Source organism: Kitasatospora sp. NPDC052868, from assembly GCF_044547105.1.
In the GTDB taxonomy this organism is placed as follows: Bacteria; Actinomycetota; Actinomycetes; order Streptomycetales; family Streptomycetaceae; genus Kitasatospora.
Genome location: NZ_JBITZW010000014.1, coordinates 177,836 through 189,364, shown reverse-complemented (window position 1 = coordinate 189,364; position 11,529 = coordinate 177,836). Strand labels below are relative to the sequence as shown.

Sequence of the window (11,529 nt, the reverse complement as noted above, 5' to 3'; positions counted from 1 at the left end):
GCGGCTTTCTTGGCGGATGGGCGCCGCTCCACTGCGTGTTTGGGCAGTTCAGAGCACATCTTGTCCCTGTTGAACCTCTGGCTCAACTGGTAGGTACAAGCTGCTGAACATGATGGTGCCGTTACTCAGGGCAGTCGTCAAGTCCTCTGGTCCAACATGTAGGGACCAGTTGACTGGATGCGTCATGATGGATGCATGAGCCCGCAGCCGCTGTACCGTCGCGTAGCCGACACCCTTCGGACTGAGATCACCTCGGGGGTCTTCCCGCCCGGCGCCCGCCTGCCCTCTGAGCGCGACCTTTGCGAGCGCTTCGATGCATCGCGGAACACGGTTCGCTCGGGCCTGAACGTGCTGGTGACCGAGGGCCTGATCACGTCTAGCCAGGGGCTGGGTTACGAGGTCAGGTCGCACGAGGTCTTCAGCCTGAACGCCTCTCGGTTCGAGAACCTGACGTTCCCCCAGAACGGGGACGCGTACAGCACCGATGTGACTCAGGCCGGCCGACGGCCGCACCAGGACTTCCGGGTTGAGATGCAGCCCGCCCGTGCCGAGGTGGCCGAACAGCTGGGGATCTCGGAGGGGGACACCACGGTCCTGCGCTTCTGCCACCGCTACGTCGACGGAGTGCCATGGTCGACCCAAGCCACCAACTACCCGATGTGGCTGCTAGAGATGGCTCCGAGGCTGGCGCAGCCGGGGGACATCGACGAAGGGACCACCCGCTACCTGGCGGGGCTCGGCGTCGAACAGGTCGGCTATCACGACGACATCTCCACCCGGATGCCGACTCCCGAGGAGGCCCGGTTGCTTCAGATCGGCGCCGGCATCCCGGTGCTCATCTGGCGTCGAATCGGGTACTCGGCGGACAAACCGGTCCGCTGCACCATCACGACGCTCCGAGGGGACCTGAACCACATGAACTACGAGATCGGGGACCTGGCGGCGCGCGGTGATGCCCAGTGATCATTGAGACCGCCGGTCCGGCGGACCTGGACTACCTGCTGGCGGCTCGCCGTGAGGCAGCTTCCTGGCTGAACGCCCGGGGCATCGACCAGTGGAGCCGGGACTACCCGGCTGACAAGCTGCTGGCGACCATAGAGGCCGGGGTGGTCTTCATGCTGCGTGACGGCGCGGAGACGGCCGGGACGATAACCCTCACCCCAGAGGCAGAGGATGGCCTCTGGACGGATGCTGAGCTGGCCGAACCGGCCCGCTACATCAACAAGCTCACGGTGTCGCGCTCGTACGCGGGGCAGGACCTGGGCGGGCGGCTGCTGAACTGGGCGGGTGAGCGGGCTGCGCGCGATGGTGCCGGGTGGCTCAGGCTGGACGCCTGGACCACCAATGAGCGGCTTCACCAGTACTACCTGGACCATGGCTTCAACTACGTCCGGACGGTGCAGGAGGGGGGAGCCGTGAACGGTGGTCCTCGGGTGTCGGGCTGGCTGGCTCAGCGCGCCGCCCTCCCGGCTGAGCACGCCTTCACAGACCAGACCACGACCGATGTAGACGCACTCTCCGACATCACTTCCTGACACCAACGCCAGCGAACGCCAGCGGTCTGCGGCGACCGTTGGCGACCAGGCGGAGCGGCCCTTGAAGGAGTGTCAGCAGCTTCCGATTCGGGTCGAACGAATTTGCAAGGCAGATGTCAGGAGTTCGAGTCTCCTAAGCTCCACAGTTTCACGATGCGGCAACGGCCGCCGACCCTGGATCCAGGGCCGGCGGCCGTTCTGCTGTCCGGGCTGTCCGGGCTGTGCGCACTGTCCGGACGGCCGGTCAGTGCGGCTTGCGGGGGTCGTGCGGCTTGGGGCGCTCGTCGTCGGAGCCTGGCTTGTCGGGCGCGGGGTCGGGCGCGGGGGTGCCGGCCTGGGCCGAGGCGGCGGCCGAGCCGTTCACCGGGGCGTCCGCGGCGGTGTCGGCGCTCGCGGCGTGCGCACCGCCGGTATGGGCCGCCGGAGCGCCGGCGGAGCCGCCCGCGGGGGAGTTCTGCGAGCCGTTCTCCGGGTCGAGGGCGGACGACGGCTCGACCAGCCACTCGGGGTCGCCCTGGTGGCGCCACCACTGCCAGATCAGGATGCCGCCGCCGATCGCCAGGGCGCCCGCCACGGCGAGGCCGGTGGCCCAGCCGTTGCGCTGCTCCTTGCGGCGGTTCCTGGCGGCGAGGTCGCCGATCTCCGCGGAGGTGACGTGGCCGTGCAGGGCGGTCAGTGCGGCCGCGCCGCGGATCTGGGCCTCCTGGGCGGCGGGGACGACGGTCGAGCGGGCCCCGTCGACCACGTAGGTGACCCGCGGGCCGACGGTGGCCCGCGCCTGGTCGGCGGCGCGGGCCGCGGAGTGGCGGGCGGCCAGTGCGGCCTCCTGGGTGCGGTGCACGGCCTTGAGGACGTTCTCCTGGGCGTCGGGCGGCAGGCTGGCGAAGGCGTGACCGAGCTGCGGGGCGATGCGCCGGTCGTACTGGACGCGCACGCCGTGGGCGGCCTGGGAGGCCTTCGGACCGATCGAGTCCAGGGCGGGGCCCAGTCGTTGCTTCGCGCCGTCCGCGAGGTGCACCGCGGTGTCCTTGGCGGTGGCGGCGTAGGGCGCGAGGGTGTCCCGGGTCTTTCCGGCCGTCTCACGAGCTGAGTCCAAACGGGTCACGAGTCTCTCCTCCTCGGTGGCGTCCTATATGCACATATCCACCTGAATGCTGATCATGCATCCTGATTCGCCCACCGGCACTCCGGAGTGGGCCACGCGCGGTAGCGGGGGAGGACGGTGGGGAGCCCGGTGGGGAGGGCGGTGGCCGGGGTGGGCCGCAGGGGGCGTGGGATGATTCCCGGTGTTACTGACGTAGACAGGAAGGCACTCCAGTGGCCGAGGAACTGTTCGCCACCCTCAAGACCAACAAGGGCGACATCAAGATCAAGCTGTTCCCGAACCACGCCCCGAAGACGGTGGCCAACTTCGTGGAGCTCGCCGAGGGCAGCAAGGAGTGGACCCACCCGGGCACCGGCGCCGTCTCGAAGAGCCCGCTCTACGACGGCACGATCTTCCACCGCGTGATCTCCGGCTTCATGATCCAGGGCGGCGACCCGCTGGGCGTCGGTGTCGGCGGCCCGGGCTACAAGTTCGCCGACGAGTTCCACCCGGAGCTGTCCTTCAACCGCCCGTACCTGCTGGCGATGGCCAACTCCGGCCCGGGCACCAACGGCTCGCAGTTCTTCGTCACCGTGGTGCCGACCGACTGGCTGAACCGCAAGCACAGCATCTTCGGCGAGGTCGCCGACGAGGCCGGCCGCAAGGTCGTGGACGCCATAGCCTCGGCCCCGACCGGCGGCCAGGACCGCCCGCTGGACGAGATCCGGATCGAGTCGGTGGAGATCACCCGCGCCTGATCCGGTCGCAGTACGCTGACGATCCCGGTGGTACTCCGTTCGGCGGGGCGCCGCCGGGATCGCGTACGGGAAGGGGAACCCGCTGATGCTCCCGGACGAGCCCAGGCCTCCGGCCGACCGCCCTCCGCGGGCCGACGGCGGTTCAGGGCTGCCCGGCTGCTACCGGCACCCGGACCAGGAGACCGGCATCGGCTGCAGCCGGTGCGGACGGCCGATCTGCCCGCAGTGCATGGTGAGCGCCTCGGTGGGCTTCCACTGCCCGGAGTGCGTCGCCGGCGGCCACCGCGAGGTGCGGCGGGCGACCACCCGCTTCGGCGGGCAGCTGACCGCCGACGGCGGGCTGGTCACCAGGATCCTGGTCGGGATCAACCTGGTGGTCTTCGTGCTGGCCGCCTACGTGCTCACCCCGTGGCTGGCCGAGGACCTCTCGCTGTTCAGCGTCGGCCCGCAGATCACCGGCTTCCCGTACGGTGTCGCGGCCGGTCCCGACCAGTGGTACCGGCTGCTGACCGCGGCCTTCCTGCACACCGCGCCGTGGCACGTCGCCACCAACATGGTGGTGCTCTGGGTGATGGGCCCGCCGTTGGAGGCGGCCCTCGGGCGGCTGCGCTACCTCGCGCTCTACCTGCTCTCCGGCCTGGCCGGGAGCGCCTTCGCCTTCCTGGTGGCCGGCGGCTTCATGAACTCGCTGGGGGCCTCCGGGGCGGTGTTCGGGGTGTTCGGCGCCACCGCCGTGATGTACCGGCGGACCAGGACGCCACTGGGCCCGGTGGTCGCGCTGCTGGTGTTCAACCTGATCGTCACGTTCTCGGTGCCCGGGATCGACTGGCGTGCGCACATGGGCGGACTGGTCGCCGGGACGCTGACCGCGATCGGGCTGATGTACGCCCCGCGGGAGAGCCGGAAGGCCGTCCAGGGGCTGACCCTGCTCGGGATGCTGGCCGTGGTGCTGGTGATGGTGCTGGTCGGAACGGCCCGCTACGGCGGGTGACGCGACCGCGCGTTTGTCCACAGCGGGTGGGGAGTTGTGCACAGCCGGTGTGTCCGGCCCGGTGTGGACGATTGTTCTACGCGTGTCCTGCTGTGCGTATCCGGCGTACGGGGGAGCGCGTACGGGGATCTGGAATGCGCGCCGGCCCCGGGTTATCCACAGGCTGTGGGGACTTTTCCCCAGTGTGGATAACCATGTGGATAAACGCGATAACGGGATGGGCGGACGATCCGACCGCAGCCGGGTCCACACCCTCACCGCCGTGGAAGCCGGGCCCGGACGGCACGGCGCACCGCCCCGGCGGTCGGGCCGGGGCGGTGCGGACGCGCTCGGATGTCCGGTGTGTTCAGGCGCTCGACGTGCTCGGCGTACCCGCCGGCACGGTGCGCTCCGGGGCTACCGCGCCCGGAGCTACTTCCACTGGGTGGAGACGCCGAACCCCGCGGCGATGAAGCCGAAGCCCACCAGGATGTTCCAGTTCCGCCAGCTCTCGACCGGCCAGCTGCCACTGGTCACGTAGTAGGTGACGATCCACACCAGGCCGACCAGGAACAGCGCCAGCATCAGGGGGGCCACCCAGCTGCGGCCCGAGCTGATCTTCACCACGGCCGTCGTCGGCGGGGTGTAGTCGGACTTCTTGCGGAGTCGAGACTTCGGCACGAGGAGCTCTCCTGTCGATGCGCTGTGAGACCGCGCAGGGTGCAGCGGGGGGTGAGGCGGCAGTATTGATGGCTGTGCCGGAAAGCAGTGGGGACCGATCCCACACATGCCACCGGCGTCCGTTAGCGTAGTGGCTCGGCGGGTCTGAAGTAGATAAGGGTACGGTGCCTAATTTGTCGATTCCCCCTCAGCCCGCCCGCACCCGTGCCTCCGGCACCCGAATTGTCGGCCGTGCCCTGACCTGCGCCGTCTTCGCGCTGGCCGGACTGCTCTTCTACATCAGCGCACAGACCGCCCGCGGCACCGATCTGCGCACCGACAACTCCCTGCTGAGCCTCGGCGACGTGATACGTCAGCGCAGCTCGCAGAACCAGCAGGCCCAGGCGCAGCTCGCCGACCTCCAGGAGCACTCCCAGCAGCTCACCGAGCAGCAGGGCCAGAGCCCGGCGGACGCCGCCCGGCTCGACGCCCTCCAGCAGGCCGCCGCGCTGGAGCCGCTGCAGGGGCCCGGTCTGACCGTCACCCTGAACGACGCCCCGCCGAACGCGACCGCGCGCATCCCCGGGGTGCCCGAGCCGGGCGTGAACGACCTCGTCATCCACCAGCAGGACATCCAGGCGGTGGTCAACGCGCTGTGGCGGGGCGGCGCCGAGGGCGTCCAGGTGATGGACCAGCGGCTGATCTCCACCAGCGCCGTCCGCTGCGTCGGCAACACCCTGCTGCTGCAGGGCCGGGTCTACTCGCCGCCCTACGTGGTCAAGGCGGTGGGCCGCACCGACGCGCTGCGGGCGGCGGTGGACGGCGACCCGACGATCCGCACCTACCTCAAGTACGTGCAGGCCTACGGGCTGGGCTGGAAGGTCCAGGAGAGCGGCGAGCTGACGGTGCCCGGCTACTCCGGCACGGCGGACCTGCGCTCGGCCGGCGGGCAGTAGCGGCGGCCCGCCGCCCGGGCCCGGATCACGGGTCTACTCTTGACCCCAGTCCGTTACGTCGAGGGAGCACCATGTACGGCTGGATCTGGCGCCATCTTCCGGGGAACTCCCTGGTCCGGGCCGTCATCTCGCTGCTCCTCGTCCTGGGGGTGGTCTACCTCCTGTTCACCTACGTCTTCCCGTGGGCGGAACCGCTACTGCCCTTCGGCGACGTCACAGTGGACGGCGGTGACGGCGCCGCCGGCTGACCCGGCGGCCCTGCTCCTCCTCCCCGTCCCCGCATCCCACGGAGATAGCGTCCGAATGACCACCCAGCTGACCTCGCCGCCCCGCATCCTGGTCGTCGACAACTACGACAGCTTCGTCTTCAACCTGGTCCAGTACCTCTACCAGCTCGGCGCCACCTGCGAGGTGGTGCGCAACGACGAGGTGACGGTCGATCACGCGGTGCGCCGCGACGGCGGGGCCGGGTTCGACGGGGTGCTGCTGTCGCCCGGGCCGGGGGCGCCGGAGGAGGCCGGGGTCTGCATCGAGATGGTGCACCACTGCGCACGGATCGGGCTGCCGGTGTTCGGCGTCTGCCTCGGCCTGCAGTCGATCGCGGTGGCGTACGGCGCGGTGGTCGGCCGTGCGCCGGAACTGCTGCACGGCAAGACCTCGCCGGTCGAGCACGAGGACGGCGGGGTGTTCGAGGGCCTGCCCTCGCCGCTCACCGCGACCAGGTACCACTCGCTGGCGGTCGAGCCGGCCACCGTGCCGCAGGAGCTGGTGGTCACCGCCCGCACCGAGAGCGGCGTGATCATGGGCCTGCGCCACCGGGAGCTGCTGGTGGAGGGCGTGCAGTTCCACCCGGAGTCGGTGCTCACCGAGGGCGGGCACCGGATGCTCGCCAACTGGCTGGCCGAGTGCGGCGATCCGCACGCGGTGGGCCGTTCGGCGGGGCTCGCCCCGGTGATCGGTCGGGGCTGAGCGCGTGACCGCGGTGCGCCCGGAGGGGCGTTACCAGCCGGGGGCGGACCAGTACGGGGGCGATCCGCACGGCCGCGGCGGGCAGCCCGCCGCACAGCACGCCGAGCAGTACGGCGGGCAGCACTACCAGCCGTACCCGGGGCAGCAGGCCCACTCCGGGGAGAGCGGCACGGCCGAGGACGGCTGGGGCGTCTACGACCCGGCCGCGCCGCCCGGGCCGGCCGACCCGCAGCCGCCCGAGTACCCCTGGCTGGCCGACCAGACGCTTCAGCTGCGCTTGCCGCAGCTGCGCGAGGACGCGCCGCCGACCGGCGGGCGGGCCGAGCGCCGCCGCGCCGCGCAGGGGCGGATGGCGGTGCGCTCCGGCAACGGGCGCCGGCGGGCGGGCGGCAGGGCGGCGGCCGGGGCCGCGGCACGCCCCAAGGAGTCGCTGTTCGTGGTGGCCGCCCGGATGGTCGGCGAGCTGTGCATAACGCTGGGCCTGGTGATGCTGCTCTTCGTCTCCTACCAGCTCTGGTGGACGAACGTGCAGGCCGACGCCGCCGCCGACGGCGCCCGCAACCAGCTTGAGCACCAGTTCGACGCGGCCCAGCCGGCGCCCGCCGCCGCGCCCGGCGCACCCGCTCCCGGCCCGCCCAAGCCGGAGGTGTTCGAGCCGGGCAAGGGCTTCGCGATCATCCATCTGCCGAAGCTCGGCCTGAAGTTCCCGATCGCCGAGGGCACCTCCAAGCCGGCGGTGCTCGACAAGGGCCTGGTGGGCCACTACAGCGGCACCGGGATGCCGGCCGACAAGGCGGGCAACTTCGCGCTGGCCGCGCACCGCAACACCCACGGCGAGCCGTTCCGGCACATCAACCAGCTGACCAAGGGCGACAAGATCGTGGTGGAGACGGCGACCGCCTACTACACCTACGAGATCACCGGCGGGATCCCGGAGACCCCGCCGTCGAACGTCAGCGTGATCAAGCCCGTCCCCAGCGGCTCGGGGTACAACCAGGCCGGCCGGTACATCACCCTGACCACCTGCACTCCGGAGTTCAGTTCCAAGGCCCGGCTGATCCTCTTTGGCAAGATGACCGAGGAGCGGCCGCGCAGCCAGGGCAAGCCGCCCGGCCTCACGGTCGGCTAGGACCGGTCCGCGCCTCGGTGCGCGGACCCGGGTCGTGGACCCGGCACGGTCGATCCGTCAAGATCGACCGGACCGGTCCTGGCGACGGGGGACGCCCGCCGTCCGGTGGAGGCGTCCAGGCAGACGGGGAGAACAGGTGACCCAGGTGAGTGGTGCGCAGTCCGGCGACCCGGCGGAGGAGGCCTTTCCGCCGCCCCCGCCCGCCCGCCGCCGGGGCCGGGGCCGGGCACTGGCCGCGCTCGGCCTCTTCGGCGAGCTGCTGATCACCCTCGGCCTGGTGCTCGGGCTGTTCGTCGCCTACTCGCTCTGGTGGACGGACGTCCTGGCGGACCGCTCCGCGGCCCAGGCCGCGGACCGCCTGCGCGACGCCTGGGCGACCGCCCCCAGCACCCCTGCGGTCGCTCCCGTCCCGATCCCGGTACCCGCCCCGGCCGCCGGGTCGCCCGCGCCCGCCTCGCCCACCGCGGTGCCCCCGCCCCTCGCGACCGGTGAGGCCGTCGGCTTCCTGCACGTCCCGGCGATGGGCCGGGACTTCCAGGTGCTGATCCGGATGGGCACCGACACCGCCACCCTGGCCGAGGGCGTCGCCGGGGTGTACGAGCAGCCGTACCGCGCCGCGATGCCCTGGGACGCGAGCGGCAACTTCGCGCTGGCCGCCCACCGGGACGGCCACGGAGCGAAGTTCCACGACCTCGACGCCGTCCACAAGGGCGACGCGGTCGTGGTGGAGACCAAGGACACCTGGTACGTCTACCGGGTCGACAGCACCCTGCCGGAGACCTCCAAGTACGACACCGGCATCGTCGCGCCCGTCCCGAAGGGCTCCGGCTACCAGGCCCCCGGGCGGTACATCACCCTGACGACCTGTACGCCGGTCTACACCTCGCGCTACCGGATGGCGGTCTGGGGAAGCCTCGTCCGGGCCGACCCGGTGGACGCCCAACGGACCCTGCCGCCCGAGCTGCGGCACGGCTGACCCCCCCGGGCCGCCCGGGCCGCCCGGGAGGCCCGGAAGGCGTCCTGAGCGGCCGTGGGCGGCTACCGGGGGCCCCGGCCGGGGCAGGGCCGGGAAAGCCGCGGAGAACGCCCGAGGGGCCCGTCGCGGGCCGGTGTGCACCGGTTGCGACGGGCCCCTCGGGTTCACCTCAGAACCAGGGGAACCAGGGCTTAGGGGTGGTCCCCCCCTTTGGTGTTGGAGGGTGTGGGATTGGTGGGGGTATCGGGCCCTTTGGTCGGCTCGGCCGCCTTGGTGATCAGGCTGATCGAGGTGTTCGGGTCGACCAGGGTGCCGGCCCCCGGCATCGAGGACATCACGATGGCGTTCGGGTCCTGCGGGCCCACCATGACGGTGTAGCCCAGACTGAGCGCCTGCAGCTGCTTGATGGCGTCCTTCAGTGGGACGTTCTGCAGCGGCGGGACCTGGGCCTTGTCCGGCGCCTTGAAGACGGTCAGGACGACCTTCGAGTTGGTCGGGGCCTTGCTGTTCGCCGGGAGCGACTGCGAGGCGACGGTGTTGACCTTGGTCGGGTCGGTGGTCTGCGTGGTCTTCGAGGCGTCGACCTGGAAGCCGGCGCCCTCCAGCGCGGCCTGCGCGGCCTCCTTCTGCTGGCCGACCACGTTGGGGACCGCGACCTTGGCCTTGCCCTGGGAGACGAACAGCTTGACCGTGGCCGTCGGGTCGCCGGGGGCGCCGCCCGCCGGGTCCTGGGAGATGACCTGCTCCACCGGGACGTTGTCGTCGTCCTTGTACTCGGGGACGACATTGGTGAAGCCCGCGTCGGCGAGCGCCTTCGTCGCCGCCTCCTTGGTCTTGCCCACCACGTTCGGCACGCTCGTCTTGGCCGGGCCGGAGGAGAGCTGCACCGTGATGGTGGCGGTCTCGGCGATCGGGCCGGCGGCCGCCGGGTTCTGGGTGCAGACCTGGTCCTTCTTGACGGCGGTGTCCGGGCAGGCGATCTTCTCGCCCTCGGTCACCACCAGCTTGGGACCGGCCGCGGCGGCCAGGCTCTTGGCCTCGGCGAGGGTCTTGCCGACCAGGTTGGGCGCGGTGACCTTGGCGGCCTCCTTCTTGCCCTGGTCCTTGCCGCCGAACATCGCCTGGGCCACGAAGAAGGTGCCGACCAGGACCAGCACGGCCGCGACGGCCAGCACGATCCAGGAGGTGTTGCTCTTCTTCGGCGGCTCCTCGCCGCGCCGGCCGCCGCCCCGGCCGTAGCCGTCGTCGTAGCCGTCGTTGCCGCCGCCCGGGGCACCCTGGTAGTTCTGGCCGTAGCCGTTGTCCGGGTAGCCGGCCTGCTGGCCGTAGCCGGGCTGCGCGGAGGCCTGCGGCAGGACCGTGGTCGGCCCGCCGCCGGGCTGCTGCGGCAGCATGTTGGTCTGGCCGTACGGGTCGTGCTGCGGGTAGCCGTTCTGGTCGTAGCCGTACCCGGCGCCGGCGCCCATGCCGTACGCGGCGGCCTGCTGGGCGGCGGCCACCGGAAGGCCGTCGAGGAAGCGCTCGATGTCGTCGCGCATCTCGTCGGCGCTCTGGTAGCGGTAGTCGCGGTCCTTGGCGAGCGCCTTCAGCACGATCGCGTCGACCTCGGGCCGCACCTCGGGGTCGAAGACGGACGGCGGCTGCGCCTCCTCCCGGACGTGCTGGTAGGCCACCGCGACCGGGGAGTCGCCGACGAACGGCGGCCGGACGGTCAGCAGCTCGTACAGCAGGCAGCCGGTGGAGTAGAGGTCGGACCGGGCGTCGACCTGCTCGCCCTTGGCCTGCTCCGGCGAGAGGTACTGGGCGGTGCCGATGACGGCGGAGGTCTGCGTCATGGTCATCCCGGCGTCGCCCATCGCGCGGGCGATGCCGAAGTCCATGACCTTGACGTTGCCCTGCCGGGTCAGCATCACGTTCGCGGGCTTGATGTCGCGGTGCACGATGCCGGCCCGGTGCGAGTACTCCAGGGCCTGGAGGATGCCGATGGTCATCTCCAGCGCGCGCTCCGGCAGCAGCCGGCGGCCGGAGTGCAGCAGCTCGCGCAGGGTGGACCCCTCGACGTACTCCATCACGATGTACGGGATGGAGATGCCGTCGATGTAGTCCTCGCCGGTGTCGTACACGGCGACGATGGCGGGGTGGTTCAGCGACGCCGCGGACTGTGCCTCACGGCGGAAGCGGGCCTGGAACGACGGATCCCGGGCCATGTCGGCCCGGAGCGTCTTCACTGCGACGGAACGGCCGAGCCGGGTGTCATGGGCGAGGTACACCTCGGCCATGCCGCCGCGTCCGAGGACGCCGCCGAGCTCGTACCTGCCGCCTAGGCGACGAGGCTCTTCCATAGTTCCGACCCTCTCCCTCACCCGCCGGTGAGGTTGTGACGTAGGTGTCCCCGCACGCTCTGAGGGACGCCGTCCGGGCCCCGGATGGTTCTGCGAACCGGGTCGTGAGGCGCCTCGCGGGCGGCAACGGGTACACCCGCTGCTGCGGAT

The 11,529-nt window shown here is 71.3% G+C and carries 12 protein-coding genes; 9 read left to right on the top strand and 3 right to left on the bottom strand.

The window, feature by feature from the left end:
- The first annotated feature begins 195 nt into the window (after nt 1-195).
- Nucleotides 196-963 carry a GntR family transcriptional regulator gene (locus ACIGZJ_RS24190; protein WP_396459171.1) on the top strand — a complete coding sequence of 256 codons (768 nt, stop codon included), beginning with the start codon at nt 196-198 and terminating at the stop codon, nt 961-963.
- A complete protein-coding gene (locus tag ACIGZJ_RS24185; protein ID WP_396459170.1) occupies nt 960-1,535 on the top strand; it encodes a GNAT family N-acetyltransferase in 576 nt (191 codons plus the stop codon). The genes ACIGZJ_RS24190 and ACIGZJ_RS24185 overlap by 4 nt, the downstream gene beginning before the upstream one ends.
- 244 nt (nt 1,536-1,779) lie before the next feature.
- Here the strand turns inward: ACIGZJ_RS24185 and ACIGZJ_RS24180 are convergent, their stop codons facing one another.
- Nucleotides 1,780-2,640: a DUF5324 family protein gene (locus ACIGZJ_RS24180; RefSeq protein WP_396459169.1), complete on the bottom strand. Its 861-nt coding sequence runs from the start codon at nt 2,638-2,640 to the stop codon at nt 1,780-1,782.
- 212 nt (nt 2,641-2,852) lie between these two features.
- Between ACIGZJ_RS24180 and ACIGZJ_RS24175 the strand changes: the two genes are divergently transcribed.
- On the top strand, nt 2,853-3,377 hold the full coding sequence (locus ACIGZJ_RS24175) for a peptidylprolyl isomerase (RefSeq protein ID WP_392930265.1): 525 nt from the start codon (nt 2,853-2,855) through the stop codon (nt 3,375-3,377).
- An 85-nt stretch (nt 3,378-3,462) separates the two neighbouring features.
- Nucleotides 3,463-4,368: a rhomboid family intramembrane serine protease gene (locus ACIGZJ_RS24170; RefSeq protein WP_396459168.1), complete on the top strand. Its 906-nt coding sequence runs from the start codon at nt 3,463-3,465 to the stop codon at nt 4,366-4,368.
- 411 nt (nt 4,369-4,779) lie between these two features.
- On the opposite strand, the gene crgA is transcribed toward ACIGZJ_RS24170, so the two are convergent.
- Entirely contained in the window at nt 4,780-5,028 is a 249-nt protein-coding gene (crgA, locus tag ACIGZJ_RS24165; RefSeq protein ID WP_392930261.1) for a cell division protein CrgA, read from the bottom strand.
- A 173-nt stretch (nt 5,029-5,201) separates the two neighbouring features.
- On the opposite strand from crgA, the gene ACIGZJ_RS24160 reads away from it, so the two are divergent.
- The 5 genes from ACIGZJ_RS24160 (at nt 5,202) to ACIGZJ_RS24140 (ending at nt 9,037) form a co-directional block, all read left to right on the top strand.
- Nucleotides 5,202-5,963 (top strand): DUF881 domain-containing protein, encoded by a 762-nt coding sequence (locus tag ACIGZJ_RS24160; RefSeq protein WP_396459167.1) that lies wholly within the window; start codon nt 5,202-5,204, stop codon nt 5,961-5,963.
- Between the two features lie 71 nt (nt 5,964-6,034).
- The gene (locus ACIGZJ_RS24155; RefSeq protein WP_392930258.1) at nt 6,035-6,211 is read left to right on the top strand and encodes a hypothetical protein; all 177 of its coding nucleotides are present in this window, start codon (nt 6,035-6,037) and stop codon (nt 6,209-6,211) included.
- A gap of 55 nt (nt 6,212-6,266) precedes the next feature.
- Nucleotides 6,267-6,932 (top strand): aminodeoxychorismate/anthranilate synthase component II, encoded by a 666-nt coding sequence (locus ACIGZJ_RS24150; protein ID WP_396459166.1) that lies wholly within the window; start codon nt 6,267-6,269, stop codon nt 6,930-6,932.
- A gap of 4 nt (nt 6,933-6,936) precedes the next feature.
- Nucleotides 6,937-8,061, top strand: a complete 1,125-nt coding sequence (locus ACIGZJ_RS24145) for a class E sortase (protein ID WP_396459165.1) — start codon at nt 6,937-6,939, stop codon at nt 8,059-8,061.
- 136 nt (nt 8,062-8,197) lie between these two features.
- Complete coding sequence (locus ACIGZJ_RS24140; protein WP_396459164.1) at nt 8,198-9,037, top strand: class E sortase; 840 nt, start codon at nt 8,198-8,200, stop codon at nt 9,035-9,037.
- 191 nt (nt 9,038-9,228) lie between these two features.
- Here the strand turns inward: ACIGZJ_RS24140 and pknB are convergent, their stop codons facing one another.
- On the bottom strand, nt 9,229-11,379 hold the full coding sequence (gene pknB, locus ACIGZJ_RS24135; protein WP_396459163.1) for a Stk1 family PASTA domain-containing Ser/Thr kinase: 2,151 nt from the start codon (nt 11,377-11,379) through the stop codon (nt 9,229-9,231).
- Nucleotides 11,380-11,529: the final 150 nt, after the last annotated feature.

Bases quoted from the DNA above. Each gene is read 5' to 3' on its own strand.
- ACIGZJ_RS24190 (WP_396459171.1), top strand. From the start codon at position 196: ATGAGCCCGCAGCCGCTGTACCGTCGCGTAGCCGACACCCTTCGGACT.
- ACIGZJ_RS24170 (WP_396459168.1), top strand. From the start codon at position 3,463: ATGCTCCCGGACGAGCCCAGGCCTCCGGCCGACCGCCCTCCGCGGGCC.
- ACIGZJ_RS24155 (WP_392930258.1), top strand. From the start codon at position 6,035: ATGTACGGCTGGATCTGGCGCCATCTTCCGGGGAACTCCCTGGTCCGG.
- ACIGZJ_RS24150 (WP_396459166.1), top strand. From the start codon at position 6,267: ATGACCACCCAGCTGACCTCGCCGCCCCGCATCCTGGTCGTCGACAAC.
- pknB (WP_396459163.1), bottom strand. From the start codon at position 11,379: ATGGAAGAGCCTCGTCGCCTAGGCGGCAGGTACGAGCTCGGCGGCGTC.